Annotated in this window: 24 protein-coding genes and 1 pseudogene; 10 read left to right on the forward strand and 15 right to left on the reverse strand. The window is 71.2% G+C overall.

From position 1 onward, the window contains the following. Positions 1 to 10: 10 nt before the first annotated feature. Together ACFY6U_RS29425 and ACFY6U_RS29430 are read right to left on the reverse strand one after the other, a co-directional pair. Positions 11 to 904, reverse strand: coding sequence for a DUF3558 domain-containing protein (locus ACFY6U_RS29425; RefSeq protein ID WP_390043035.1), 894 nt, complete (start codon positions 902 to 904; stop codon positions 11 to 13). A gap of 132 nt (positions 905 to 1,036) precedes the next feature. Then, positions 1,037 to 1,891 (reverse strand): DUF3558 domain-containing protein, encoded by an 855-nt coding sequence (locus ACFY6U_RS29430; RefSeq protein ID WP_390043036.1) that lies wholly within the window; start codon positions 1,889 to 1,891, stop codon positions 1,037 to 1,039. Positions 1,892 to 2,119: 228 nt separating this feature from the next. On the opposite strand from ACFY6U_RS29430, the gene ACFY6U_RS29435 reads away from it, so the two are divergent. Then, on the forward strand, positions 2,120 to 3,313 hold the full coding sequence (locus ACFY6U_RS29435; protein ID WP_390043038.1) for an RtcB family protein: 1,194 nt from the start codon (positions 2,120 to 2,122) through the stop codon (positions 3,311 to 3,313). 87 nt (positions 3,314 to 3,400) lie between these two features. On the opposite strand, the gene ACFY6U_RS29440 is transcribed toward ACFY6U_RS29435, so the two are convergent. The 3 genes from ACFY6U_RS29440 to ACFY6U_RS29450 all read right to left on the reverse strand — a co-directional run bounded on the left by ACFY6U_RS29440 (position 3,401) and on the right by ACFY6U_RS29450 (position 4,836). Continuing rightward, positions 3,401 to 3,571 carry a hypothetical protein gene (locus ACFY6U_RS29440; protein WP_390043040.1) on the reverse strand — a complete coding sequence of 57 codons (171 nt, stop codon included), beginning with the start codon at positions 3,569 to 3,571 and terminating at the stop codon, positions 3,401 to 3,403. Then, a complete protein-coding gene (locus ACFY6U_RS29445) occupies positions 3,571 to 4,329 on the reverse strand; it encodes an SDR family NAD(P)-dependent oxidoreductase (protein ID WP_390043042.1) in 759 nt (252 codons plus the stop codon). Before ACFY6U_RS29445 ends, ACFY6U_RS29440 begins: the two co-directional genes overlap by 1 nt. Before the next feature lie 168 nt (positions 4,330 to 4,497). Next, entirely contained in the window at positions 4,498 to 4,836 is a 339-nt protein-coding gene (locus tag ACFY6U_RS29450) for a YnfA family protein (RefSeq protein WP_351486240.1), read from the reverse strand. 113 nt (positions 4,837 to 4,949) lie between these two features. On the opposite strand from ACFY6U_RS29450, the gene ACFY6U_RS29455 reads away from it, so the two are divergent. Next, positions 4,950 to 5,426, forward strand: coding sequence for a hypothetical protein (locus ACFY6U_RS29455; protein ID WP_390043044.1), 477 nt, complete (start codon positions 4,950 to 4,952; stop codon positions 5,424 to 5,426). A gap of 315 nt (positions 5,427 to 5,741) precedes the next feature. Here ACFY6U_RS29455 and ACFY6U_RS29460 read toward each other — a convergent pair whose 3' ends face one another. Together ACFY6U_RS29460 and ACFY6U_RS29465 are read right to left on the reverse strand one after the other, a co-directional pair. Beyond that, positions 5,742 to 6,599 carry an alpha/beta fold hydrolase gene (locus tag ACFY6U_RS29460; protein WP_390043046.1) on the reverse strand — a complete coding sequence of 286 codons (858 nt, stop codon included), beginning with the start codon at positions 6,597 to 6,599 and terminating at the stop codon, positions 5,742 to 5,744. 145 nt (positions 6,600 to 6,744) lie between these two features. Further along, positions 6,745 to 7,104, reverse strand: coding sequence for a thaumatin family protein (locus ACFY6U_RS29465; RefSeq protein ID WP_390043048.1), 360 nt, complete (start codon positions 7,102 to 7,104; stop codon positions 6,745 to 6,747). A 13-nt stretch (positions 7,105 to 7,117) separates the two neighbouring features. Between ACFY6U_RS29465 and ACFY6U_RS29470 the strand changes: the two are divergent. The 7 genes and pseudogenes from ACFY6U_RS29470 to ACFY6U_RS29500 all read left to right on the forward strand — a co-directional run. Further along, a pseudogene (locus tag ACFY6U_RS29470) lies at positions 7,118 to 7,450 on the forward strand (glycosyl hydrolase); the annotation flags it as partial. 139 nt (positions 7,451 to 7,589) lie between these two features. Then, positions 7,590 to 7,715 (forward strand): hypothetical protein, encoded by a 126-nt coding sequence (locus tag ACFY6U_RS29475; RefSeq protein ID WP_390043449.1) that lies wholly within the window; start codon positions 7,590 to 7,592, stop codon positions 7,713 to 7,715. A gap of 95 nt (positions 7,716 to 7,810) precedes the next feature. Beyond that, entirely contained in the window at positions 7,811 to 8,956 is a 1,146-nt protein-coding gene (locus ACFY6U_RS29480) for an LLM class flavin-dependent oxidoreductase (protein ID WP_390043050.1), read from the forward strand. Then, on the forward strand, positions 8,953 to 9,543 hold the full coding sequence (locus ACFY6U_RS29485) for an FMN reductase (protein WP_390043052.1): 591 nt from the start codon (positions 8,953 to 8,955) through the stop codon (positions 9,541 to 9,543). Before ACFY6U_RS29480 ends, ACFY6U_RS29485 begins: the two co-directional genes overlap by 4 nt. Before the next feature lie 301 nt (positions 9,544 to 9,844). Continuing rightward, positions 9,845 to 10,597 (forward strand): response regulator transcription factor, encoded by a 753-nt coding sequence (locus ACFY6U_RS29490; RefSeq protein ID WP_390043053.1) that lies wholly within the window; start codon positions 9,845 to 9,847, stop codon positions 10,595 to 10,597. Then, positions 10,598 to 12,052 carry an ATP-binding protein gene (locus ACFY6U_RS29495; protein ID WP_390043055.1) on the forward strand — a complete coding sequence of 485 codons (1,455 nt, stop codon included), beginning with the start codon at positions 10,598 to 10,600 and terminating at the stop codon, positions 12,050 to 12,052. 130 nt (positions 12,053 to 12,182) lie between these two features. Beyond that, positions 12,183 to 12,533 (forward strand): hypothetical protein, encoded by a 351-nt coding sequence (locus ACFY6U_RS29500; protein ID WP_390043057.1) that lies wholly within the window; start codon positions 12,183 to 12,185, stop codon positions 12,531 to 12,533. Between the two features lie 83 nt (positions 12,534 to 12,616). Here ACFY6U_RS29500 and ACFY6U_RS29505 read toward each other — a convergent pair whose 3' ends face one another. Both ACFY6U_RS29505 and ACFY6U_RS29510 read right to left on the reverse strand, forming a co-directional pair. Next, positions 12,617 to 14,416, reverse strand: a complete 1,800-nt coding sequence (locus ACFY6U_RS29505) for a phosphatidylglycerol lysyltransferase domain-containing protein (protein ID WP_390043059.1) — start codon at positions 14,414 to 14,416, stop codon at positions 12,617 to 12,619. Positions 14,417 to 14,546: 130 nt separating this feature from the next. Continuing rightward, positions 14,547 to 14,828: a hypothetical protein gene (locus tag ACFY6U_RS29510; protein ID WP_390043061.1), complete on the reverse strand. Its 282-nt coding sequence runs from the start codon at positions 14,826 to 14,828 to the stop codon at positions 14,547 to 14,549. 77 nt (positions 14,829 to 14,905) lie between these two features. Between ACFY6U_RS29510 and ACFY6U_RS29515 the strand changes: the two genes are divergently transcribed. Then, positions 14,906 to 15,736 carry a M55 family metallopeptidase gene (locus ACFY6U_RS29515; RefSeq protein WP_390043063.1) on the forward strand — a complete coding sequence of 277 codons (831 nt, stop codon included), beginning with the start codon at positions 14,906 to 14,908 and terminating at the stop codon, positions 15,734 to 15,736. A 15-nt stretch (positions 15,737 to 15,751) separates the two neighbouring features. Here ACFY6U_RS29515 and pstB read toward each other — a convergent pair whose 3' ends face one another. From pstB to pstA, 6 genes are all read right to left on the reverse strand, one after another. Next, positions 15,752 to 16,579 carry a phosphate ABC transporter ATP-binding protein PstB gene (gene pstB / locus ACFY6U_RS29520; RefSeq protein ID WP_390043451.1) on the reverse strand — a complete coding sequence of 276 codons (828 nt, stop codon included), beginning with the start codon at positions 16,577 to 16,579 and terminating at the stop codon, positions 15,752 to 15,754. 104 nt (positions 16,580 to 16,683) lie between these two features. Then, positions 16,684 to 17,598 carry a sortase gene (locus ACFY6U_RS29525; protein ID WP_390043065.1) on the reverse strand — a complete coding sequence of 305 codons (915 nt, stop codon included), beginning with the start codon at positions 17,596 to 17,598 and terminating at the stop codon, positions 16,684 to 16,686. Between the two features lie 78 nt (positions 17,599 to 17,676). Further along, positions 17,677 to 19,671, reverse strand: coding sequence for an Ig-like domain repeat protein (locus ACFY6U_RS29530; RefSeq protein WP_390043067.1), 1,995 nt, complete (start codon positions 19,669 to 19,671; stop codon positions 17,677 to 17,679). Positions 19,672 to 19,847: 176 nt separating this feature from the next. Next, positions 19,848 to 22,454: a hypothetical protein gene (locus tag ACFY6U_RS29535; protein ID WP_390043069.1), complete on the reverse strand. Its 2,607-nt coding sequence runs from the start codon at positions 22,452 to 22,454 to the stop codon at positions 19,848 to 19,850. Beyond that, the gene (gene pstS, locus ACFY6U_RS29540; protein WP_390043071.1) at positions 22,451 to 24,142 is read right to left on the reverse strand and encodes a phosphate ABC transporter substrate-binding protein PstS; all 1,692 of its coding nucleotides are present in this window, start codon (positions 24,140 to 24,142) and stop codon (positions 22,451 to 22,453) included. The genes ACFY6U_RS29535 and pstS overlap by 4 nt, the downstream gene beginning before the upstream one ends. Beyond that, positions 24,142 to 25,650 carry a phosphate ABC transporter permease PstA gene (gene pstA / locus ACFY6U_RS29545; RefSeq protein WP_390043073.1) on the reverse strand — a complete coding sequence of 503 codons (1,509 nt, stop codon included), beginning with the start codon at positions 25,648 to 25,650 and terminating at the stop codon, positions 24,142 to 24,144. Before pstA ends, pstS begins: the two co-directional genes overlap by 1 nt. Position 25,651: the final 1 nt, after the last annotated feature.

Consider the following 25,651-nt stretch of genomic DNA (forward strand, 5'->3'; position numbering starts at 1 on the left):
GTATGGCCGGTCAGCTCTTCTTGGCTGACGACTTGGACGACGGCGCGGACGGCGAGGCCGACTTGGAAGCCGACTTCGAGGGCGTCGCCGCAGGTGAACTCGGCGCAGAACCCGACCCGTTGGCCGTCCCCACCGACACCACGGCCTCCTTCGCCGCCTGCTCCGCCGCCTTCGTCAGAGTGCCCGCGTCCGGCGCCTTCCCGCCCGCCAGACCCGCACCGTTGTAGTCGAGGGTGACGACGACGTTCGCGACACGCGCCACGACCGTCTGCTGCTTGAAGGCACCCTCCTTCTTCTTCAGGTCGTAGCGCACGGCCGTCGCCTGGTCACCGGCCCCGGCCACCGGCTCCGACTTGGTGTTCTTGGCACCCGCCACGGACTGCGCACCCTGCACCTGGCTCGCGTAGTAGGCCTCCGCCTGCTTCTCCCCCGAACCACGGCTGGAGTCCGAGTCGAACCGCAGGAAGGAGATGTTGAGCCAGCGGAACTGGGAACCCTTCACCCCGTTGCTGTCCAGGCTGCTCCAGGAGCAACTGCCCCGCGTGGCCACGTCGTCCGACGTGCCCTCCTTGCCCGACTTCGCGCCCTTCGGCACCAGCGCCGTGAGCGTCTTCTTCGACAGCACCGCACACGGCTCCGGCAGCTTCGCGTACTTGGCCGCCTGAACGGTCGGAGAAGCAGCCGTGGAGCCGCCGGCGTCCGTGGGCCCGGCGGCGGAACCCGAACCGCCGCCCGTCCCCTGCGCGGCGGCGTCCGAGTCCGAGGAACAGGCCGTCGCGAACAGCGCCACGACGGGGACGGCGGCCACGCAGACGAGACCTCGGCGCAGGCGCCCCGCCCGTCGCCGTGCGTTCCGCTCGTTCCGGGCGCGCTGGTCGTCTGACTGGACTGCTACTCGCTGCATGGTTCCTTCACTCACACGTTCGGGGTTCCTGCGGTCGGATCGGGTCCGAGGGGCCACGGTACGCGGTGAGGGAGCTGTGCGGTTTCGGTTCGCGCCCTTTGCGGGCGGGGTGCGCAGGGCGTGCCGGAGCCCTCAGCCGTTGAGTGCCTCGGCCAGCTGCCCGGCCAGATTCTGCGCCCTGTCCTGCATTTCCTTACTGTCCGGCACGGTCCCGGTGGCCATCGGCTGCTCCTCGTACACGATGGTCACGACGACGTTGGACGTGCGGAACACCACAGTCACCGTCCGCTGTTCGGCCGTCGAACCCGAGCCGGTGAGCTGGTCGTCGAGATACGCCTCGTCGCCGAGATCGGAGAGAGTGCGCGGCTGGAGACCGGCCGGCGTGGCGGAGGACGAGGCGGAGGCGGAAGCCGAGGAGGACGGGTCGGCGGATCCGGTGGGCGACGCGGAGCCCGACGCCGACGCCGACGGGGAGTCCGACGCCGACGGGGAGTCCGACGCCGACGGCGATTCCGTCTCGGCCGGGCTCGGGGGCGCGGACTCGGGGATGTCCGCCGCAGCCTTCAGCTGCGTGTAGATCGTCTGCGCCTCGCTGTCGTCGCTGACCGCGTTGTCGTACGACACCACGCGCTCGAAATCGACGGACAGCCGGTCCGTGGCGTCGGTGGACTCGATCTTCCAGTGGCAGCCGACCTTGCGGTCGGTGTCGTAGGTGAGCGCTGCCTCGCCCGCGTACGCCTTCTCGCGCTGCTCCTCGTCGGTGATCTGGGCGATGCCCGGCAGCAGGGAGTCGAGGGTGTCGTGACTGACCGCGCCGCAGGCCTCCGGGAGGGTGCGGTACTTGCCGGGCTGGGCGGCGACGGTGGCGGTGCTGGTGTCCGCGTTCTTGTCGGTGGCGTCGTCGCCACCGCTGGAACCGCTCGTGCAGCCGGCCAGCAGGGCCGCGAGGAGGGCGGCGATGCCGGTTACGTACGCCTTCCGCTGCACGGTCAGGCTCCTTCCGTTCGCTGGTCCGCTGGGTCCTGCTCCGGTGTCCCCGCTGGTTAATCGCTTGCCGCAGTGGGGCGCCCGCTGGAGACAATGTCTACCGCACGCACTGCTGTGAACGCCGGTCCCCTGTCTGGTTCGTGGATCTAGGGCGCCGCATTTGCGTTTTGTTTGATTTAAAGCTTTTTGTCCTTTTTGATGTGCTGTTCGCGGGGGAATGAGGAAGACATGTCGTACGTGGAGATGCCGGGCGCGAAGGTACCGATCCGGATGTGGACCGACCCGGCGACCGTCGAGGACGTGGCACTCCAGCAGCTGCGCAACGTCGCGACCCTGCCATGGATCAAGGGCCTGGCGGTGATGCCGGACGTCCACTACGGGAAGGGCGCGACGGTGGGGTCGGTCATCGCCATGCGGGGTGCGGTGTGCCCGGCGGCGGTGGGGGTCGACATCGGCTGCGGGATGTCCGCGGTGAAGACGTCCCTCACGGCGAACGACCTGCCGGGGGACCTGTCGCGGCTCCGCTCGAAGATCGAGCAGGCGATTCCGGTGGGGCGGGGGATGCATGCGGATCCGGTGGAGCCGGGGGACTTCCATGGGCTGGACACGGCCGGGTGGGGGGAGTTCTGGGGGCGGTTCGACGGGGTCGCGGAGGCGGTGAAGTTCCGGGAGGAGCGGGCGCATCAGCAGATGGGGACGCTCGGGTCGGGCAACCACTTCACTGAAGTCTGCCTGGATACCTCCGGTTCGGTGTGGCTCATGCTGCACTCCGGTTCCCGGAACATCGGCAAGGAACTCGCCGAGCACCACATCGGCGTGGCACAGAAGCTTCCGCACAACCAGGGCCTGGTCGACCGCGACCTCGCCGTCTTCATCGCGGACACCCCGCAGATGGCGGCCTACGAGCACGATCTCTACTGGGCTCAGGAGTACGCGAAGTACAACCGGTCGATCATGATGGCCCTCCTCAAGGACGTGATCCGCAAGGAGTTCAAGAAGGCCAGGGTCACCTTCGAACCCGAAGTGAGCTGCCATCACAACTACGTGAGCCGCGAGCGCTACGAAGGCGTGGACCTGCTCGTGACCCGCAAGGGCGCGATCAGCGCCCGAACCGGGGAATACGGCATCATCCCCGGCTCCATGGGCACCGGGTCGTACATCGTGAAGGGTCTCGGCAACGAGATGTCCTTCAATTCCGCTTCGCATGGTGCGGGCCGGCGCATGAGCCGGAACGCGGCCAAGCGGCGCTTCTCGACGAAGGACCTGGAGGACCAGACGCGGGGCGTCGAGTGCCGAAAGGACTCCGGGGTCGTGGACGAGATCCCCGGCGCCTACAAGTCGATCGACCAGGTCATCGACCAGCAGCGGGACTTGGTGGAGGTCGTGGCGAAGCTGAAGCAGGTCGTCTGTGTGAAGGGCTAGGACGGGGAGGGGCGCAACGGCTTCCGGTGGCGGTTCTGGCGACGAGGCTCGCATTCGTCGAGTTGATGCCGTGGCGTCCCTTTCGGGTTACTTCGCGTGCCGGACCGCGTAGATCATCACGAAGGCGATGATGTGGATGCCGAAGAGGAAGTAGGCGAGGAAGTACCAGACCTGGCGTTCGTTCTTCGTCTCCTGCTCCAGGCGGCCTTTTTCGAGTTGTCTTTCCCAGGTGGTCGCGGGGTCGTTCTCGTCCGGCATCAGAGGTCCCGGTGGACCTTGGTGTTGGAGGCCTGGGCGCGGGGACGCACGACCAGGAGGTCGATGTTGACGTGGCTGGGGCGGGTCACCGTCCAGGTGATGGTGTCGGCGACGTCGTCCGCGGTGAGGGGCTCCGCGACGCCCTGGTAGACCTTCGCCGCCTTCTCCTCGTCGCCGCCGAAGCGGGTCAGCGCGAACTCGTCGGTCTTGACCATGCCGGGGGCGATCTCGATGACCCGGACCGGCCTGCCGACGATCTCCAGGCGGAGGGTCTCGGCGAGGACGTGGGCGCCGTGCTTGGCGGCGACGTAGCCGGCGCCGCCCTCGTAGGTGCCGTGGCCGGCGGTGGAGGAGACCACGACCACCGTGCCGTCGCCGCTCGCCTCCAGCTTGGGGAGCAGGGCCTGGGTGAGGTTCAGGGTGCCGATGACGTTCGTCTCGTACATCGTGCGCCAGTCGGCCGGGTCGCCGGTGGCGACCGGGTCGGCGCCGAGGGCTCCGCCGGCGTTGTTGACGAGGACGGCGACCGTGTTGAAGGCCGTCGCGAACTCGTCCACCGCCGCGCGGTCCGTCACGTCGAGGGGGTAGGCGGTGGCCTGGTGTCCCGCGTCGTTGATCTCCTTGGCCAGGGCCTCGATACGGTCCTCCCTGCGGGCGGTGAGGACGACGCGATAGCCGGCCTCGGCGAGCCGGCGGGCGGTGGCGGCGCCGATGCCGCTGCTGGCGCCGGTGACGACCGCGATGGGGGAGGGGGCCATGGGGGTGTGCTCCTCAGCGGGGTTCGGTGTGCGGGCTTGTGTGGGTCAAGAATAGGTGGGGGCCGATTTCGGTGGTTCGGCGCCTGCGGGCCCGGTGGGGGCTTGTCGCGCCCACGCGGCGGCGGCCGCAGATCAAATACAGCCCCGCGCCCCTCTGGGTAGGCAGTGTCAGCCTCCGTTGCGTGGCGCCCACATGATCACTGCCATTCCCGCCAGGCAGATCGCCGCGCCCGTGAGGTCCCAGCGGTCCGGGCGGTAGCCGTCCGCCACCACGCCCCACAGGATCGAGCCCGCGACGAAGATGCCGCCGTACGCGGCGAGGATGCGGCCGAAGTGGGCGTCCGGCTGGAAGGTGGCGACGAAGCCGTAGGCGCCGAGGGAGAGGATGCCGCCGGCGATCCAGAGCCAGCCGCGGTGTTCGCGCAGGCCCTGCCAGACCAGCCAGGCGCCGCCGATCTCGAAGAACGCGGCCACGACGAACAGGGCGGCGGAGCGGAGGATCAGCATGCGTGCAGCGTGTCACGTCCGGCGGGTGTCACCTGATGGGGGGCGCCTGCGGCGGGGCCGGGGTGGCATACATCCGTACGAGTGCGAACCGACGGACGGACGGGACGGGTGGCATGGCGATGCGTCGTGGTGGGCCGGCGGTGGCCGGTGCGGTGGCGGTGGCGGTGGGTGTGCTGGTCGTGGGCGGCGGTGGTGCCGCCTGGGCCGGGAGCGCGGATCTGGAGGTGCACGGGTCCGCGGTGCTGAGCGGGGACTCGGTCGAGGTCCGGGTGACTCCGCGCAACCACGGGCCGGACGGCGTGACCGGGGCCAGCGTGCGGCTGGTCTCGTCGGCGCCGCTGGCGGACTCGCAGCAGCTGCCGGGCGGGTGTGCGCGCACCGGTGACCGGGAGGTGGTGTGCGACACCGGGCCGCTGGCCGTCGAGGTGCCCGGCGAGCAGCTGGTGGTTCCGGTGCGGCTGCGGGAGCGGCCGGCCGAGGTGACGCTGTCGGTGGACGTGGTGTGGGGCGGGGGCGCGGTGGACCAGGACCGTACGAACGACAAGCAGCGGGTGCTGGTGCTGGCGACGGGGGATCCGTACGCGTTCTGATCCGGGGCGTCCGGGGCGTCCGGGGCGTCCGGGGCGTCCGGGGCGTCCGGGGCGGCCCGGGCGTGCGGGTCGTCCCGGTCGTCCGGGCATGCGGGGCCGGTAATTCACGCATGCGCACCATCAGCTGGGTACGGCGGCACCGGATGCACGGCACGCACGGGCGCGCGACCACGATGGGGTCCGAAGCGGCGGCCGCGGTGACCGGCGCCGGGACCCTTTCACTGCCCGCGCTCCCCGGGCCGCTTTTCCGCCGGTCGGCGAGAGCGGGACACCCATGACGCGGCGCCCTGGGTGCCCCGCCCCCATGCCGCCGCCCTAATGCCACATGTAGTTCTCGGCGGCGTCGACGATCAGGTCCTTCACCGCCTGGGGGTGGGAGACGAGGGAGACGTGCGAGGAGTCGATCTCCACCGTCTTGCGGGCGTTGGCGCGTTTCGCCTCGAACAGTTCCAGGGCTGGGTTGATCGCTCGGTCCTGCCTGCCGACCAGGGCGTACACGGGCTTGGTGTGCCAGGCGGCGCCGGTGAGTCTGTCCGCGAACGCCGACATCGCGATCGGGCGCTGGGTGACTCCCATGAGGGTGGTCTGGCTACTGGGCAGGTCCGCGGCGAAGACCTGGCGCAGTTTGTCCGGCTGGATGTACACGTCCGTGCCGGTGGTGCCGTCAGCGCCGCGGAAGGGCACCAGCTTCAGGGCCTTGGTGAGAGGGGCGGGAGCGAACTTCGCGGCGAGGGTGGCCTGCGACTCTCCCTTGTCCGGCATGATCGCGTTGATGTAGACGAGGGCCTTGACGTTGTCGTTTCCGACGGCGGCCTGCGAGATCACCTCTCCGGCGTAGGAGTGTCCGACCAGGACGATCGGTCCCTTGACGGACTTCAGGAAACTCGCGAGGTAGGCCGAGTCCTGGGCGACACCGCGCAGCGGGTTGGCCGGTGCGTCCACCGTGTAGCCGTTCTGCTGGAGCCGCTGCACGACGCCGTTCCAGCTCGACGCGTCGGCGAAGGCGCCGTGCACGAGCACGATGGTGGGCTTCTGCCGGCCGGGATCTCCGCTCGGGCCGCCGGCCAGTGCCGTCATGGGGGCGAGGACGGCGGTGGTTCCCGACAGTGCCAGGAGTGCTGCGCCCCAACGGGCGGCGTTCACGGTGCGGAGGGCTTCGCGCGGTATTCGCATGCTGCTCCGGTCCTTCGGTGCGAGGCGTCGGCGACGCCCGGGATTCCAGCGTCGAGGACGCCCGTCGGCGTGTCCCCGTGCGAGGGCCGTCCGGGTGAACGGGTGACCGCGCCCGGGGCCCGCGCTCCGCCGCCGCCCGCGGTGATCAGGTGGCGCCGGCCGTCGTCCCGAAGGTCACCCGGTAGTAGCAGGCGCCCTTGCAGGGCATGGTCGCGCCGTCGTCGAAGGCGTAGGAGCAGGCGTAGGGTTCGGCGCGTTCGAAGACCTGGGTGTAGTCGACCGGCCACTTGGCGGGGACGCAGTCGTCGCGGCCCGCCCAGGCGCCGCGGCAGCAGTACGTGTCGCCGCCGAACGCCGCGCACGGCGGTTCGCAGCCGAACTCCCGGCCGCCGGAGAGGGCCTGCATGGCCTTGGGGCAGGTGACGTCCGTGGTGCAGGTGCCCTGGTAGCAGCCGGAGGCGCTGACCGGGTCGGTGGTCGTGGTGTGGGAGATGTTGATGTACATGGGCAGGTTGCCGATGATCTGGGGTGCCGCCTCCGTCACCGACCCGGCGCTGGCACAGGCGCGGGCCGAGGGGCCGTACCTCCTGGGCTTCAACGAACCCGACATGGCGCGGCAGTCGAACATGACCGTCGACCAGGCGCTGGGGCTGTGGCCCAAGCTGATGGCGGCGGGCAGGGTGCTGGGCGGCCCGGCGGTGGCGTACGGCGCGGACACGGCCGGCGGCTGGCTGGACCGGTTCATGTCGGGGGCGCAGGCGAAGGGGTACCGGGTCGACTTCATCACGCTGCACTGGTACGGCGGCGACTTCCGCACCCCGCAGGCCGTGCAGCAGCTGACCTCGTGCCTGGCGGCGGTGTACGCGCGGTACCACAAGCCGATCTGGCTCACGGAGTACGCGCTGATCGACTTCTCGCAGGGGGACCCGGTTCCCGTCGGCGCGGCAGCAGGCGGACTTCGTCACCGCGTCCACGAAGGCGCTCGACGCGCTGCCGTACGTGCAGCGGTACGCGTGGTTCGGGCTCGGTGCCGACCCGGCGAAGCCGAGCAGCGGGCTGTTCACGAGCGGTACGGCGGCCACTGCGGCGGGCCGGGCCTTCCAGGCGGCGCGCTGAGCGGTGGGGTCGCTCCGGGTGCGGGGAATAGGTGGCGGCGGGGTCTCGTTCTGCGGGTATAGTTGAATCGTAAACAACCTGGAGGGTGAGCGAGCATGCAGTTCGGGATCTTCACGGTCGGCGACGTCACGCCGGACCCCACCACGGGCCGGACGCCGAGCGAGCGGGAGCGCATCAAGGCGATGGTCGCGATCGCGCTGAAGGCCGAGGAGGTCGGCCTGGACGTGTTCGCGACGGGTGAGCACCACAACCCGCCGTTCGTGCCGTCGTCGCCGACCACCATGCTCGGTTACGTCGCCGCGCAGACGGAGAAGCTGATCCTCTCCACCTCCACCACCCTCATCACCACCAACGACCCGGTGAAGATCGCCGAGGACTTCGCGATGCTCCAGCACCTGGCCGACGGCCGGGTGGACCTGATGATGGGCCGCGGCAACACCGGGCCGGTCTACCCCTGGTTCGGGCAGGACATCCGCGAGGGCATCAACCTCGCCATCGAGAACTACGCCCTGCTGCGCCGGCTGTGGCGCGAGGACGTCGTCGACTGGGAGGGCAAGTTCCGCACGCCGCTGCAGGGCTTCACCTCCACCCCGCGGCCGATGGACGACGTGCCGCCGTTCGTCTGGCACGGCTCGATCCGCTCGCCCGAGATAGCGGAGCAGGCCGCCTACTACGGTGACGGCTTCTTCCACAACAACATCTTCTGGCCCGCCGACCACACCAAGCGGATGGTCGAGTTCTACCGGAAGCGGTTCGCGCACTACGGGCACGGCACGCCCGAGCAGGCGATCGTCGGCCTCGGCGGCCAGGTGTTCATGCGGAAGAACTCGCAGGACGCGGTGCGCGAGTTCCGGCCGTACTTCGACAACGCGCCGGTCTACGGGCACGGGCCGTCCCTGGAGGACTTCACCGACCAGACCCCGCTGACGGTGGGCTCGCCGCAGCAGGTGATCGAGAAGACGCTGGGCTTCCGCGAGTACGCGGGCGACTACCAGCGCCAGCTGTTTTTGATGGACCACGCGGGGCTGCCGCTGAAGACGGTCCTGGAGCAGCTCGACATCCTCGGCGAGGAGGTCGTGCCGGTGCTGCGCAAGGAGTTCGCGAAGGGCCGTCCGGCGGACGTCCCGGAGGCGCCGACGCACGCGTCGCTGCTGGCCGCCGCCGCGCAGGAGAAGAAGGCCGACAAGGACAAGGCCGACAAGGACAAGGCCGACAAGGACAAGAAGGAGGTCGGGGCATGAAGCTCGTCGTCGTCTCGGCGGGGCTGAGCGTGCCGTCGTCCACGCGGCTGCTGGCCGACCGGCTGGCGGCGGCCGTCGGCCGGCAGGCCGAGGTCGAGCTGGAGGTGGTGGAGCTGCGCGACCTCGCGGTCGAGATCGCGCACAACTTCACCAACGGGTTCCCCGGGCGCAGGCTCGCGGCGGCCCTGGAGGCGGTGACCGAGGCGGACGGCCTGATCGCGGTCACGCCGGTGTTCACGGCCTCCTACAGCGGGCTGTTCAAGTCGTTCTTCGACGTGCTCGACAAGGACGCGCTCGCGGGCAAGCCGGTGCTGATCGCGGCGACCGGGGGTACGGCACGGCACTCGCTGGTACTGGAGCACGCGCTGCGGCCGATGTTCGCGTACCTGCGGGCGGTGGTCGTGCCGACGGGCGTGTACGCGGCGTCCGAGGACTGGGGTGCCGAGGGCCTGGAGGGGCGGGTCGAGCGGGCGGCGGAGGAGCTGGCGGCGCTGATGCAGGGGCTTCGCCGTGCCGTGCGTGAGGAGCCCGAGGCGCTGCCGGTCGTGCCGTTCGCGGAGCAGCTGGCGAGGTTGGCCGCGGGCTGAGGGGGCGGGGCGGGGGTGGGGACGCTCACCGGCGCTTGCCGGGTGCCTCCCCCAGCCTTCGGCCGGGGGACCCCCAGCGCCCACCCGTGCCGCCCCAGCGGCACGACTGCCCGCAGCTATGTAGCTGGCGTGACTGCAGCGCCCCGTAAGGGGCGCGGGGAACTGCGCGAGCACCCCCCACCGGCCCGCAGCCGAAATCCGGCGCCCGGTTGCCTCTGTGACGGTGAGAGGCAGGTAAAAAGGGTGATCGTAGGCCCGCTCACCACGGCAGAACCGCCGGAAGCCTTGGCAGACTGGGGAGGTGCCCCAGACTGTGCTGCTCGCCGAAGACGACCGCGCCATCCGCCACGCCCTGGAGCGGGCCCTCACCCTGGAGGGTTATGAGGTGACTGCGGTCGCGGACGGTGTGGAGGCCTTGGCGCACGCCCACCGCACCAGCCCCGACGTCCTCGTCCTGGACGTGATGATGCCGGGCATCGACGGCCTCCAGGTCTGCCGTGTCCTGCGGGCGGAAGGGGACCGCACCCCGATCCTCATGCTGACCGCGCTGGTGGAGACCGCCGACCGGATCGCGGGACTGGACGCCGGCGCCGACGACTACGTCGTCAAGCCCTTCGACGTCGAAGAGGTCTTCGCCCGGCTGCGGGCGCTGCTGCGCCGGACCCTGCCCGTGACCACCGGCGGCGGCAGCAGCGGTGGCGGCGGTGGTGGCGGTGTGCCCGCCGAGCCCGGCCGGGAGCCGCAGGTCTCCGACCGGCAGATCGAGGCGGCCGGACTGCGGATGGACCTCCAGGCCCGCCGGGCCTGGCGCGGCAGGCGCGAGCTGGAGCTGACCCGCACCGAGTTCGAGCTGCTGGAGCTCCTCGCACGCAACGCGGGCATCGTCCTCGACCACTCCACGATCTACGACCGCATCTGGGGCTACGACTTCGGCCCCGGTTCCAAGAACCTCGCCGTCTACGTCGGCTACCTGCGCCGCAAGCTCGACGAGCCGGGCGCCCCGCAGCTGATCCACACCGTCCGGGGCGTGGGTTACGTGCTGCGGGAGGACTGAGTGGGCCCGCTCCGGCGCCTGGAGCGGCTCACGCGGGTGCTGGCCCGGCGCCGGCCGGGCCTCGTCTCCCTGCGGACCACCTTCGTCGTGTCCTTCGCGGCGGTCACGGCCGCCGTCACGATCGTCGTCGGCATCCTGTCGTACAACGCGGCCGCCCGGCTGGTCCGCGTCGACCAGCAGTCGGTGTTCACGCAGGTCGTCTCCGACGTCCAGGACGAGGTCAAGCAGCACAAGATGGTGCCGGCGGACTTCTCCTCCTCCCAGCCCGGCCATGACCTGGTCCGGCCCGCGCGCACCGACGTCCAGGTGCTCGGCGCGCGGGGCGAGATCATCGACCGCGGCAGTCCGGTGCTGCCCGTCACCGCCGCGGACCGGGCGGCCGCCACCGCCGCGGAGGCCGGGAAGACGGTCCAGCACAAGGACGTCCAGGCCGGCGAGGACCTGTTCCGGATCGCCACGGTCGCGCTCGGCGGCGGCCGGGGCGCGGTGCAGGTGGCGCAGGAGTTCAGCGACACCGAGGACCTGCTGCAGGCGCTCCAGCAGCGGACCCTGCTGCTGATGTCGGCCGTGGTGGTGGCCGCCGGGCTGTTCGGCTGGTGGCTGGCGAGGCGGATCACCCGCCGGCTCGTGATCCTCACCTCCGCGGCGGAGAACGTGGCCCGCACCCGGCAGCTGGGCATCCAGGTGCCGGTGACGGGACTGGACGAGGTGGGCAGGCTGGGCCGCGCCTTCGACCGGATGCTGGGCCGCCTCGCCCAGTCGGAGGAGGACCAGCGGCGCCTGGTCCAGGACGCGGGTCACGAGCTGCGCACCCCGCTGACCTCGCTCCGTACGAACATCTCCCTGCTCCGCCGGATCGACGAACTCCCGCCCGCGACCCGTGACGAGCTCGTCGCCGACCTCGGCCAGGAGGCACGCGAGCTCACCGACCTGGTCAACGAGCTGGTCGACCTCGCGGCCGGGCAGTCCGACACCGAGCCCCCGCAGCGCGTGGACCTGGCCGACATCGCGGAGGACGTGGCGGGGCTGGCCCGGCGCCGTACCGGACGCGAGATCGTGCTGCGCGCGGCCGGCGACACCACGACCGACGGCCGCCCCGGCATGCTCCAGCGGGCCGTCTCCAACCTCGTGGAGAACGCGGCCAAGTTCGACCGGGACGGCAAGGCCCCCATCGAGATCAGCGTCACCGGCCCCGCCCGGCCGGGCACCGTCCGCGTCGAGGTCCTCGACCGCGGCCCCGGTATCGCCGAGGGCGACCTGATCCGCATCTTCGACCGCTTCTACCGGGCCGCCGACGCCCGCTCCCTCCCCGGCTCCGGCCTCGGCCTCTCCATCGTCCGCGAGGTCGCCATGGCCCACGGCGGCGCCCCCTTCGCCTTCCGCAGGGAGGGCGGCGGCGCGGTGATCGGGTTCACGGTGGGCGGGGGGATCACGGGCGGGACGCCGCGCGGCTGAGCCACCTGGCCGGGACCCGCCAGCGCTCCGGCCGACGGCGTGTTTCGGGCACGGGGCGGCGACGACCGCTGTCCCTCGGCTTTCCCTTCCGGGGTTTCCCGTCGTGCTTTCCCGTGCAGGCTGTCCTGAGATGAACGAGCCGACGGCATGGCGGGAGACGGACTCCGAGGAGCACCGGGTCTGGCGGAAAGTGTTCAACGAGGACTGGACCGGCCCGGACCTCGTCGGCCCGTGTCCCGTGTGCGGCGCCCGTGCGCTGCATCGCTGGTACCTGCTGGAGGACGACGAGGCGAAGGTCTTCCGGGGGATCCGGTTCAGCGGTCGCGGACGACTGTGGGAGTGGTGCTCGGTGTGCCGGACCTTCGAGCACTACCCCGACGGCCACGTCCCCGCATGGTGGATCCCTCCCTACGACGTCCCGCCCGAGTCGCTACGGTACGACCCGGCACCCGTCGATGAGGCACGCACGGCCGCGCGGTGACGGCGCGCCGGCCTTGGCAGTCCAGAGATTCCCCGTCGGCGTACGGCTGCCCCGCGGCTGCCGCGGCGCCGTCCCCGGCCTCGTCACGACCCCCAAGGCACCGTGAGGAACCCCTCCGCCCGGGCGCTCGCCAGGCCGATTCTCGGGATGTCGCTGCTCCTTGCGAAGAGCAGGTAGCGGGGCTCCCACACCGGGCGGTACTTGGCGTTCGCGCGGTACAGGGACTCGATCTGCCACCAGCGGGAGAAGAAGGTGAGGGTGGTGTGCCACAGGCGCAGGACCGGGCCGGCGCCGAGGCGGGAGCCGCGTTCGAAGACCGAGCGGAACATGGCGAAGTTGAGGGAGACGCGGTCGACCTTCAGCTCGGCGGCCCGGAGGAGGAGTTCGACGACCATGAACTCCATCAGGCCGTTCTCGGAGTGGCGGTCGCGTCGCATCAGGTCCAGGGAGAGGCCCTGCTCGCCCCAGGGGACGAAGCTGAGGAGGGCGCGGGGGGAGTCGTCCGCGTCCCGGCACTCCAGCATGACGCAGCGGCCGTCCGCCGGGTCGCCGAGGCGGCCGAGGGCCATGGAGAAGCCGCGTTCCGTGGCGCCGTCGCGCCAGTGGTCGGCCCGCTCCATGAGTATGGCCATCTCGTCGGCCGGGATGTCCTCGTGGCGGCGGATGCGGACCGTGTAGCCGGCGCGGCGGACCCGGTTGTGGGCCTGGCGGACGACGCGCATCGCGCGGCCCTCCAGGGTGAAGTCGGCGATGTCGACGATGGCCTCGTCGCCCAGTTCCAGGGCGTCCAGGCCGTGCCGGGCGTAGACGGTGCCCGCCTCCTCGCTCGCGCCCATGACCGCGGGCGTCCACGCGTGGCGCCGCGCCTCCGTCAGCCACGCGTCGATCGCGCCGGGCCAGGCCTCCGGGTCGCCGATCGGGTCGCCGGAGGCGAGGCTGACGCCGCCGACGACGCGGTAGGTGACCGCCGACTTGCCGGTGGGGGAGAAGATCGCCATCTTGTCGCGGCGCAGGGCGAAGTAGCCGAGGGAGTCGCGGGCGCCGTGCTTGTCCAGCAGGCCGCGCAGCCGGGACTCGTCCTCGGGGCTGAGCAGGCGGCGGCCGCGCGGGGAGCGGAAGCCGGCGTAGAGGACCAGGCAGAAGGCGGCGGCGAGGAGGATGTTGATGACGATGTCGGTCCAGCGCGGGGCGTGGACCGCGGTGACGTGGTCGGCGAGCGGGCCGACGCTGACGCCCCTCAGGAGGGTGTAGGCGATCTCGTCGGGGAGGGTGGCGCCGGGGAGCTTGTTCGTGGCGTGCACGAGGAGCGTGCCCAGGCCGCCGGTCACCAGGACGCCGCCGGCGCCCACCGCCAGCGCCGTCTTCGGGTTCGACGGGTCGCCCACCGCGCTGAACTCCCGGCGGCTGATCAGCAGCGCGGCCACGAAGAGGCCGGTGACGGCCGCCGAGACCCAGTTGAAGAAGTGGGCGCGGTACTCGTGCTGGGTGAGGGCGAGGACGTAGAGGGCGAAGAGCGGGGCGGACAGCAGCAGGTTGACCACCCAGGCCGCGCGCTTGCGGCGGCGCATCACCAGGACGAAGAAGATGGCGAGCGCGGCCGAGACCAGGCCCGCCGTGGCCAGGTACGGGGTGAAGAACTGGCCGGAGTGGTGCGCGTGCTGCCGGTGCAGGTGCAGGGTGATACGGCCGTTGTTGTGCTCGTCGACCTCCTGGCGGAAGGGGAGTGACATCACCGCCACTATGTTCAGTACGGCGATCACACGCAGGTACCAGACGGTGAAGTCGGCGGCCCGCCTGTGCAGTGCGCCGCCGGACGCGCCGGTGGGGGCGCGCAGGGCGGCGGAGACGCGGGGCGGGATCGGGGCCGACAGCTGTGCGGGCATGGGGACCGGTCACCTTGGGGACGGGGTGCGGGTTGACGGAGGGCTGACCCTACAGTCTGTAGGGTAACTGTGGGAGACGCGGGAGCGGTCCACCGTCGTACGGAATACGGTGTGAAAGGGCGTCCTGCTCTTACGGACGTGTGTGAGCCTGAGCCCGTTCCCGCTCCGCCCGCCGCCGGGCCGCCAGCATCCACGCCAGGTTGCCGATCGCCGCCCCGGCCGCCACCGCGGCCACGATCACCCCACCGGTCGCCAGCCCGTCGCTGAACAGGTGCGGGCGCCGGTCGAGGGCCTGCAGGCCGAAGCCGGACAGCTCGTACACGCCGACCGCGGCGACCAGCAGGCTCGCCACCAGCACCGCCACCGTGGGGGCGAGGCTGCGCCGCGCCTCCTGTGTGTCCGTGCCCTGCATGAGTACCCCCGTGAGCTGACGAGCCGCCGTGGCCGACTGGGAACCTACAATACGTAGGGTCCGGATAGCCTCAGGACGTGCGTATTTACATCAGCGTGGACATGGAAGGCATCACCGGGCTGGTCGACCGGGACGATGTGCAGCCGGGCGGCCGGGACTACGAGCGCGGCCGGTCGATGATGGCCGAGGACGTGAACGCGGCGGTCCGCGGGGCGGTGGCCGCCGGTGCGACCGAGGTGCTCGTCAACGACGCCCACGGGCCGATGCGGAACCTGCTCCCCGAACACCTGCACCCCGCCGCCCGCCTGGTGCGCGGCAAGCCGAAGAAGATGATGATGCTGGAGGGGCTCACGGCGGAGCACGACGCGGCGATATGTGTCGGATACCACTCCCGGGCCGGTGCCCTCGGTGTGCTGAGTCACAGCTTCATGGGCCACGAGATCGAGGACATCTGGCTGGACGGGAGGCCCGCCGGGGAGATCGGGCTCGCCCACGCCACCGCCGCGGCCCTCGGCGTTCCGGTCGTGGCCCTCACGGGTGACGACGCGGCGTGCGCCGAGATGACGGCCTGGGACGAATCGGTGGTCACCGTGCCCGTGAAGTACGCCCGGGACCGGTTCGCCGCCGAGCTGCGCCCGGCGGAGGAGGCCCGCCGGGCGATCGAGGAGGGGGTTCTGGCGGCCCTGACGCCCGTGCCGAAGCGGCCCGCCGCGCCCGAGGGCGAGTCGGTCCTCGCCGTGCGCTGGCAGTCCGCCTCCGTGCCCGCCGTCCTCCTCGGCATCCCCGGGGTGACGGCCGTGGACAGCCGTACCGTCCAGGCCCGTGGCCCGCTTCCGGCCCTCTACCGCCAGTTCGGCGTCTGGATGCGGGTCGCCTCCTCGCTCACCAACCAGCCGCCGTACTGCTGACCCCCCGCAGTCGGCTCAGCCGAACCGGCCGGCCACGTAGTCGGCCGTGCGCTGGTCCTGCGGGGAGTTGAAGACGGCGTCGGTGGCGCCGTGTTCCACGATGCCGCCCGGCGTGCCCTGCTCCGCGAGGAAGAACGCGCACTGCTGGGAGACGCGCGCCGCCTGCTGCATGTTGTGGGTGACGATCACGATCGTCACCTGGCCGGCCAGGTCCTGGATGGTCTCCTCGACGCGGCGGGTGGAGGTGGGGTCCAGGGCCGAGCACGGCTCGTCCATGAGGAGGACCCGGGGACGGACCGCGAGGGCCCGCGCGATGCACAGGCGCTGCTGCTGGCCGCCGGAGAGGGCGCCGCCGGGCTGGCGGAGCCGGTCGCGGACCTCCTTCCACAGGCCGGCGCGGGTCAGCGACTCCTCGACCAGCACGTCCTTCTCCCGGCGGGTCACCTTCATGCCGGTCAGCTTCAGGCCCGCCACCACGTTGTCGTAGATCGACATCGCCGGGAACGGGTTCGGCTTCTGGAAGACCATGCCGATCCTGCGGCGGGCGTCGGTCAGCCGCCAGGACGGGTCGTAGATGTCCTCGCCCTCGAAGAGCACCTCGCCGCCGAACTGCGCCGACGGGATCAGCTCGTGCATCCGGTTGAGGGTGCGCAGGAACGTCGACTTGCCGCAGCCGGACGGGCCGATCAGCGCGGTCACCTCGCCCGCGGGCATGGTCAGCGACACCTGGCTGAGCACCTGGTGGGAGCCGAACCAGGCCGAGACCGCACGGGCTTCGAGCGTGGCGGGCGCGGGGCCGTCCACCACGGCGGTCGCGGTGGGGAGCACGGCGGTGTCGGTCATCTCGGCGTTCTCGGCGGTAACAGCAGTCACGGCGATCTCGGCAGTCTCGACAGTCTCGGTTGTTTCAGTCACTTCGGTTGCTTCAGACACTTCACTCACCTCGGTCACAGCAGGTTCGGCAGCAGTTCGGTGGTCCGCGTCGCGACCTGGAGGCCGAGCACCGCGACGACCGGGGCGAAGACGATCCACGTCTGGTGGCGGCCCCAGCGGTGCCAGGTCCAGACGGCGGCCACGGCGGTGAGGAGCAGCGCCTGCAGCCACATCACGAGCGGCCACGGCACCCCGGAGGGCCGGGCCAGCGGTTCCTCGGAGCTCGGCAGGGTGCCGGCCCGGATCACGGCCGACGGGGTCTGGAACGGCGCGGAGACCAGGTCGGCGTCGACGCGCAGCACGCCCGAGGGCATGAACTTCGGACCCGTCGCGGTGATGAGGACGATCCGGCTCTTGCCCGAGGCCAGCGCCGTCGGCGCCGGGTCGCCGGCCCGCCGTACGTCGATGACCTGGAACTTCGCCTTGCCCTGGCCGGTGGTGACGGAGAACGTGTCACCGGTGGCGAGCTGCGAGAGCTTGCCGAACGGGCCGCCGTACGCCGCCGCCCGGCCCATCAGCACGCTGGTGCCGGCCTGGCCGGGCATCGGGGTGTCCCGGCGGTGACCGGGGCCGTCCGTCATCACGGAGGAGTCGGTGCCCTCCAGGACGACCTGGCTCAGGCCCAGCTTCGGTATGTCGACGAGCGCGACCGGCGTGCCGGGCGCCAGCAGCTTGCCGTCCTGCCCGGTCTGCGCCACCGGGGCGGTGCCGAGGGCGAGTTGCTCGCGCAGCTGGTCGAAGTCGGCGTGCTGGGCGGAGTGTTCCTGGGCGCCGCTGAACACCAGCAGCTGGGCGGTGATTCCGAGCAGCAGGGCGGCGAGGCTGAGCAGTCCGCCGCGCGAGAGGTGGCGGACGAAGGTGAGGCTGCGGACGGGCCTGCGGGGCACGGCCGGAGCCAGGGTTTTCGGTGTCGGTACGGCGACGGTCATGGCGGCCCGCCTCCTTCGAAGAATTTGGTGAGGGGCCGCCGGGAACCGAACGAGGCTCCCGGCGGGCCCGTCAGACGGTCACTTGCTGGTGATGGTGAAGTTGGCGCCGGTCTTCGAGTTCACGGTCGAGGAACCGACGTAGAAGGCGTGCAGGGTGTGCCTGCCCTTGGCCAGCTTCGGCAGGGTGATGGTGACCTTGCCGCTGCTCAGGGTGCCGGTCGCGATGACCTTGGAGCCCTGGTAGATGCGGACGGTGCCGGTCGGGGTGGTGCCGGTCGCGGTGACCTTGACGGTGACCTTGGCCCTGGCGGTGTGGCTCACCGAGGTGGGGGCGGAGGTGGAGACCGACGCCGTGGCCTTGGTGATCTTCAGGGAGACGGTCGTCGAGGACGCGTTCAGGCTGGAGCTGCCCGCGTAGGAGACCGACAGGGAGTGTGTGGCGACCTTGAGGTGGTTCGACAGGCCGATGGTGACCTTGCCGGACGCGTCGAGGGTGCCGGTGCCGAGGACGGTGGTGCCGTCCTTGACGGTGACCTTGCCGGTCGGCTTCACGCTGTGCGTGTCGGTGACGGTGACGGAGACCTTCGGGGTCTTGCCGTAGGCGGTGGTGGCGGTGGTGGCCACCGTCTTGCTGGCGTACTTGACCGAGCCGGTCCAGGTGGCCGCGGCACCGGTGCCGTTGAGGTTGTTGGCGGTGACCGTCGCGGTGTAGGTGCCGTTGGTCAGGCCGGTGAAGGAGTACGACGTGGCGGTGGCCGCGACGTCCTTGACGGCGACGACGCCGCCGTCCGCGTCGGTCAGCGCGATCCGGTAGTCGGTCACCGGCAGCGCGGTGGCGGACGGGGCCGTCCACGACAGCTTCAGGCTCGCGTCGCCGACGGTGGCCTTCACCGTGGGGGCGCCGGGCACCGAGGCGTCGACGCCGGACTCCTCCAGGCCGCCGACCTTGGCGTGCTTGGTCAGGGAGATGGAGCCGTTGTAGGACTCGTTGACGAAGCCGAACTTGGCGATGACCGCCTCGGCGGCGTCCGACGCCAGCGCGGCGGTGTGGCTGCCGCTGGTGACGAAGACGTCGTACAGGTCCTTGTCGAAGAAGATGCTGTTGGTGTCGATCGCGCGGCTCGGTACGACGTTGTAGACGTCACGGCCGAAGGTGGAGTTGTCGTAGTAGGCGGTGACCGGGGCCAGCTTGCCGTTGACGGTCGTGACCGGGCTGGTGGCGCCGCCGGTGTCGCCGGGCAGCTGGACGGAGGCCAGGTGGCCGCCGGCCGCGGCCGCCGTCTTGCTGTAGTCGGGGGAGACGCCGTTGATCTGGGCGATCCAGGAACCGACCGAGAACGGGACGAGGGCGCCGTCCTCGGTGAGGGCCGCGTTCGCCTGGTTCTCCTGGACGGTGGTGACGTTCGGGGAGAGCGTCGCGTCGGTCAGGCCGATCGCCGCGAGGAAGAACTTGCGGGTGCCGGAGCCGGCCTGCGGGATCTTCGGGTGCACGGTCTGGCCGTTCACCGTGGTGAGCGTGCCCGAGTAGATGTCGTGCAGCTGGTCCGCGGTCAGCGTGTCCAGGGCCGAGCCCTTGACCGCGACGCCGACCGCGTCACGCGCCATCGGGATGTAGGTCAGCGCGGTGCCGGAGACGGACGGGCCGCCGGAGGAACGGGCGAAGTCGACCTGGCCGCTGATGGAGACACCGGCGCTGGTCGGGTACTTGTCGCCGGTCAGCGCCTCGCTCAGGGCGAGACGGCCGTTGCCGGAGCCGTTCGGGCGCAGGAAGGACGGACCGTCGGTGCGGGTCTTGATGGTCGAGGTGGTGGAGCCGGTGCCGGGCTCGATCGCGTCGTACGACGCGATGCCCGCGCCGTTCGCCGACTTCACCGCGGTGGCGGAGTAGCTGGTGCCGTTGACGGTGTCACCCGCCAGGGCGTTGAGCACGTCCTGGGTGGTGTCCGAGCCCACGCCGACCAGCTGGCGGAAGGCACCGGCATCCGGGTCGGCGACCGCCGGGGTGGCGAGGGCGAGGCCGCCGGCCACCACGGCAGCGGCGACGAACGCCGCCGAAGAGCGCATTCTGCGCATCGAGAGTCTCCTGACAAGAGCTAGCTAGCTGGGTGTTGCCAGAGGATCTGGCAGGGTGGTGCGAACCGTCCGCCCCGACTGCCTTTCGGGGCGGACGGCCGTCTGTGGGGGAGCACTGGGCTCCCGTGGGGCTTTCAACGCCCCTGTGTGGAGCGCCCCGTCAGGGGCGTGGGGCGTTATCGTTTTGCGGCTCCGCCGCGTGGGCGCGACCAGCCACGACGAGCCCGCAGCCGACGTACCGCCGTCGTCACGGAAGCCATCGACAGCCGACGCCCGCCCGCGAAGGGCGCCCCGACCCCGGCGACCGCCCCGAGCGCGGCCCCCACCGGCACGGCATAGCGCAGCGGAGTGGCCGGGTCGGCCGGCGTGTTCCCGGCCGCGGTGGTCTCCAGCGCCTTGCCGCCGTCGTAGGACGGCTTGGCGCTGGGCGAGGTGCTGGCGCCATCGGCCGGCGTACCCGTACCGGCGCCGCCGGTCGTGCCGCCGTCGACCGCGGCGGTACCGCTGGGGGCGCCGCCCCCGCTCGTGTCGGTGCCGCCGCCGTCGGCGGATCCGCCGGTGGAGGTCGGTCCGGTGTAGTCGAGCAGCGCGTTCGCCGCCTTGACGGTCTGGGCGCGCAGCTTCGAGGAGAGCGGGGCGTAGCCGTCGGGCAGCTTGCCCGGGTCGGCGCCCGGGGTCTGGCCGGTCGCGGCGGCGTAGCGCAGCAGGGCCGCGTAGTCCCAGCGGGCTGCCTCGCTCACCTTGCCGGGCCGGACCGCCGCGTAGACCAGCTCGGAGAGCGGGTAGGCGGCCTTGGCTGTGGCGTTGGCCGGGGTGATCTCGGCGACGCCGGAGCCGGTGGCGGTCGCGGCGGCCGCGGTCAGGGCGGCCGTGCTCGGGGCCACGTACTTGCCGGCGGTGTTCTTCAGCTCCGCGGTCTGCAGGCCGTACCGGGCCGCGGACGCCGTGTCCGTGATCGTGATGATGAAGCGCGAGCCGACCGTCTGCGGGCCCGGGCTCTTGTACGCCTGCGGGCTGGACAGCGCGTCCCAGCTGGACTTCCACAGCGTGTCCGCGCGCCGGGTGTGCAGGGCGCCGGAGTGCATGTCGTCCACGTAGGGGTGGAAGTCGGTCATGCACTGGGTGGCCGTGGACGGCGCGTCCGAGCCGGGCGGCACCGTGCACCACGGGTCGCTCTTCGGGTAGTCGTCGGTGCTCGACGGGTCGAAGGCGATACCGGTCGGGTTCAGGTCGGCGTTGGTGCTGTAGTACGGGTTGACCCGCATGCCGTCGTCGTCCGGGACACCCGCGAGGAACTGCCGGGCGTCCTTGTCGGCGAGGATCCACTGCCAGATCGCCCGGGCGGTGTCGGAGTGGCCGAGCGAGGTGATCAGGTCGGTGTCGGTGGCCGGAGTCTCGGCGACCGACAGGTACTGGAACTCCGGGTTCAGCGCGATGAACTCGGGGTCGGAGGCGATACCGGCCGGGTTGTTCTTCGTCCAGCCGTACCCCTTGGCCGCCGTGCCGTTGATGACCGAACCCCAGGTGGAGTTGCGGTACGACTCGGTGAGCAGCTTGGCGACCAGGCGCTGGTTGAGCTTGATGGACTCGACCTTGGTGCCGGCGAGGTTCTTGATGCTGTCGGGCGCCCCGGACTTGGGTCTGCGCTCGATCGTGAACCCGATGACGGCTCCGGAGAGCGCGACCGGTGCGTAGGTCGTCGTCCCCGACGGTGCGGTGGTGCCCGCGTCCGCGCCCAGTTTCCGGGTGGTGAAGGCCAGGCCCGTCGAAGAGGAGTCCGAGATCAGCCGGGACCGGGTGTCGGGCTCACCGAGCTCGGTGTAGCCGTAGACCTTGCCGACCGAGCAGAGCTGCGCCTGCCAGCTGGTCATCGCGTCCGCCGCCAGCTCGCTGCCGGTGGTGGGGCGCTCGTCGGCGCCCAGGGCGCAGTTGCTGCCGACGCTGTTGAAGTCCAGCTTGACCGCGATCCGGTTCTTCCAGTTGGTGGAGGAGACCGGCGACCCCGCGTTGACCTGGCTCTGGTCGGCGTACGGCTTGCCGTCCAGGTCCAGATGACCCTGCGGGACGATCACCAGCCAGCAGGAGCGGGGCCTGGTGACGCCGTCGGTGGTGACGGGGACACCGCAGCCGAGGTGAGGTGCCTCGTTGGCGGTCTGGACCTCGAAGAATTCCTTGCCGGTGCCGTTGGTGCCGGTACGGGCGAAGTCGATCTCGTTGGTGGTGTTGTAGTTGAACAGCGCGTTGTTCTGGGTGTTGGTGGTGATCGTGGTGCCGTCCACCGACTTGAAGGGGACCTCGCCCGGGGCGTTCGGGTTGGCGGCGCCGTACCGGTTGTCCTGGCCGTAGTTGGTGGGGTCGGCGCTGTAGAAGATCTGCCGGGTGTCGTCCTGGCCGTTGCCCGGCCAGCTGGTGCGGTTGGTGGTCGGGGAGGCGCCGTACTGGCACTGGGTGCGTGACGGGCCCGGGTTGGAGGGGACCGTGCCGTCGTCGTCGCCCCAGCACTGCATGATCTGCACGAAGTCGGTGTTGAACTGCGTGCCGGCGAACGTGGTCGGGGTACCGCCGGTCCAGCTGACCGTGACGGCCTGGCTGGTGAGGTCCTTGGTCTGGGAGACCGTGAACTTCATGTCCTTGAACTCGCCGCGCCCGGAGACGGTCACCGCGGAGCCGGTGGCCGCGGCGGCCGTCGGGGCGGTCTGGGCGACCGCGAGTCCGGCGAGGGCGCCGACGGTGGCGCCGGCCAGCAGGCGTATCAGCGCGTTGCGTATCCGGGTGCGTCTCATCGCGAACTCCCGTCGTCGGAGCGGCTGTTGCCGTTGCCGGCCGCCCTGCTGCCGACCAGGCGGGAGACCACCGAGGGCAGCAGGAGCAGGCCGAAGACCAGGACCGCGGCCAGCAGCATCAGCGTCTGGGTGCCGGTCCAGCCGTGCCCGGTGGCCACGGCGACGGGCTGCGCGAGGGCCACGGTGCCGTCGGCGCCCGCGCCGGTGCCGCCGGAGGCGGTACCCGTGCCGCCGTTCGGGGAGATGGTCTGGCCAGTGTCAGGGTCGACGGAGGGCTGGGCGCTGTTGTCGCCGGCCGAGCCGGAGCCGCCTGCGGTGGCGCCGCTGCTGGAGCCGGTGCCGGTGGAGCCGGTCGAACCGCCGGAGCCGCCACCGCTGCCGCTGCCGGAGTTGGTCGTGGCGCCACCGCTGCCGCTGGTGCAGGGTGCGGCGCCCTTGCGGTCACAGGCGGCCGGGTAGGGCGCGGTCTGCGCGAGCCTGTTCTGGCCGTTGGCCGTGAAGGTCGGGTTGTTGCAGTTCTTGATGTTGATGTTCTGCGCCTGCACGCCCGGGATCCGGCGGATCTGGTCGAAGCCGGCCTGGACGAGGTTGATCGGGAGCGGCGAGTAGCCCAGGTTCGGCGCCTGCTGCTGGCCCTGGCACATGAAGTAGTACGAGAACGCGCCGAGCGTCTTGCCCTTGGCCTCGGTGAAGGTGCCCTGCACCTTCAGCGGCAGGATCATGTACGAGTAGCTGGACAGCGGGTAGTTGCGCCTGTCGGTGTCGTTGTAGACGCCGTCGAGCTGCTGGGTGAGGTAGTCCGCCGAGTTCTTGTCGGTGTTGATCCTCGCCTTGAGCAGGGAGACCGCCACGTTCTGCGGGGTCGGCTCGGTGTAGTAGCCCGCGTGGTTCAGGACCTTGGCGACCGGGTAGTGCGCGTTGAGCGCGTACGAGTAGTTGACGTACCCGATCGCGCCCTCGCCGTAGTTCTGGGCGACGTAGCCCGCGACACCGAGGTCACCGGACTGGGCGATCATGCCGGAGACGGTGGGGTAGTACGACGTCTGCCCGCACGATCCCGAGCGGCCGACCTTGGCGCAGTAGGCGTTCCACAGGGCCTTGTGCTGGTTCGCCATCCACATCGTGAACTGGGCGGTGGAGCCGGAGCCGTCGGAGCGGACGACGGGGACGATGGTGCGGTGCGGCAGCTGCAGGCCGGGGTTGTCGGCCTTGATCGTCGGGTCGTCCCAGCTCTTGATGACCCCGGTGAAGATCTTGGTGACCACGTCGCCGGAGAGGCGGAGGTTGGTCACCTTCCTGCCGTTGACCGTGAGGTGGTACATGAACACCGTGCCGCCGGCGACGATCGGCATGTAGGCGTACGAGCCCTTCGCGGGGCGTTCGGCGGCGCTGCCGTCGGTGGGGTTCGTCTGGAACGGGATGTCGGAGACGGCGAAGTCGACGGTACCGGAGAGGAACTGGCGGCGGCCGTCCGACGAACCGGTGCCGGCATAGCTGATGCGCATGCCGTTCTTGTTGACGTCGCGCCGCCACTGGTCGACGGCGTTCTCGGCCCAGGTGGAGCCGGCGCCGGCGATGGGGGTGTACGAGTCGGCGACGGCCGGGGTACCGGCGAGGGTGCCGAGGACGCCCATGAGTGCGGCCAGGATGCCCAGCCGTCGGAGGGCGTTGATGACTTGGCTGGACATCAGTGACTGTCTCCTGTAGCGGGGTCTGTGTTCCCACCCGCACCACCCGTGCGGGATTCGTGGTCGGGTGCGGGTGGCCCCTGTCGGGGGCCTTCGCCGTCGGCGGGTGCGGGTGCGTTGTCTTGGGGGGACTGCTCGCCGTCGTCGGCTGCAGGTGCGTCGGGGCTGGGCGCGCTCCGCGACGGAGCCGCTGATTGATGCAGCCCCGCGCCCCTTTCGGGGCGCTCGGTCCCGCCGTCGGTTTCGGGGGAACCGGTCTCGAACAACTCCAGACCCGGCGTGTGGAGTTCCGCGAACCTCGTCACGTCCCGGCGGGAGGCGCGGGCCGCCCGCCTCGCCTGGCGCTTGTTCTGGTGGCCCGGGCCGCGGCCGCCGATCACGCGGGCGATCACGAAGAGGACCAGGACGAGTGCCATCAGGACCGCCGCCGCGCCGAAGCCGCGCGCGATCATCGTGGGCTCGGGGGACTTGACGAAGTTGAAGACGGCCAGCGGGAGGGAGACCATCGGGCCGTTCGTCGGGTTGGCGTTGAGCGCTGCCGTGTAGCCCGCCGTGAGCAGCACCGGGGAGGTCTCGCCGATGCCGCGGGCGGTGCCGAGGATGACGGCGGTGGCGAGGCCCGAGCGGGCCGTCGGCAGGACCACGTGCCAGACCGTCCGCCAGCGCGGGGCGCCGAGCGCCTCGGACGCCTCCGTGAGGGTGCCGGGGACCAGACGCAGCACGACGTCCGCCGCACGGATCACGATCGGCAGCATCATCACGCTGATTGCGAAGCCCGCCGCCAGACCCGACTTCTGCATGCCGAGGTTGAGGATCCAGACGGCGTAGACCATCAGGCCGGCCACGATGGACGGCAGCGCGGTCATCGCCTCGACGATCGTGCGGACGAACCGGGAGAACCGGCCCGGGATCTGGTTCAGGTACACCGCGCAGGCCAGGCCCAGCGGGACCGTGATCGCCAGCGCGATGGCGATCATGATGAGCGTGCCGAGCATGGCGTGCGCGATGCCGCCGTTGGTCAGCGGGTCGAGCGGGCCGGCCGCCTGCATGTCCTGGGTGAAGAAGTTGGCGTGCGGCAGGGCCTCCCGGCCGCGCCACGCGGTGAAGCCCACGACCATGGTGAGCGCGGCGAACATCAGGCCGCCCGCCGACCACAGGACGACGGTCATCACCCGGTCCCGTACCGCCTGCCCGTCCTCCTCAAGGCCTGTCAACACCGCGTAGATACCCAGGAAAGACAGGTAGGCGGTGACGAAGAACCCCAATGCGCCGGAGAACGGCGCGAGCTCGCCGAAGAGGAGGACGGCCACGCACAGCCCGGAGGCGGCGGCGCCGAACACCGACAGCACACCGGAGCGGGTGACCCCGCCGATCCGGCGCGGCAGGTCGGGAAGCGCGGCGACCGCGGTGTCCGGAGCGGTGTCCGCGCCAGTGCCCTCGGCGGCCTTCCGGGGGGCGTCCTGCGGGGCGTCCTGGGGAGCGCCCTTCTCAAGGTCTACGACGGTCATC

Source organism: Streptomyces sp. NPDC013157 (assembly GCF_042899865.1).
Taxonomy (GTDB): Bacteria; Actinomycetota; Actinomycetes; order Streptomycetales; family Streptomycetaceae; genus Streptomyces.